The following is a 381-nucleotide window of genomic DNA, read 5'->3' on the forward strand; positions in this document are numbered from 1 at the left end:
AGATAAAAGTGGTGGGAACGGCATTCAATGTCCGGGCGGAGCCGCACAGAACGCAGGTGGAAGTGTCCGTATCGGAAGGCACGGTACACTTTATGACCGGTAGCGACCAGAAGGATTTCGTGGAACTGAACGCAGGGCAGTTTGCCATTTATGATGAAGCTACGCATTCACTTGCGCAAGGATATGCATCCATCCCATTTATCGGTCACTGGAAAGAAAATAAACTGGTATTTGAACAGGAACCGCTCGAAGATGCGTTCAGAAAGATTGAGAAATGGTACGGGTACAAAATTGTTATATCCCGAAAACAATTACTCAATCAGCTGTACAATGCAAGATTCGACGCCCCGAAATTGGAGGAGCTGCTACGAAGCATGGCCT

The 381-nt window shown here is 47.5% G+C and carries 1 protein-coding gene; it reads left to right on the plus strand.

Features of this window, described 5'->3' with window-relative positions; all coding sequences use genetic code 11:
- Positions 1-381: FecR family protein (locus CIK77_RS17405; RefSeq protein WP_147271160.1), on the plus strand; the 381-nt coding region annotated here is incomplete at both ends.

It is taken from the genome of Microbacterium sp. JB110 (genome assembly GCF_003335195.1).
Taxonomy (GTDB): domain Bacteria; phylum Actinomycetota; class Actinomycetes; order Actinomycetales; family Microbacteriaceae; genus Microbacterium.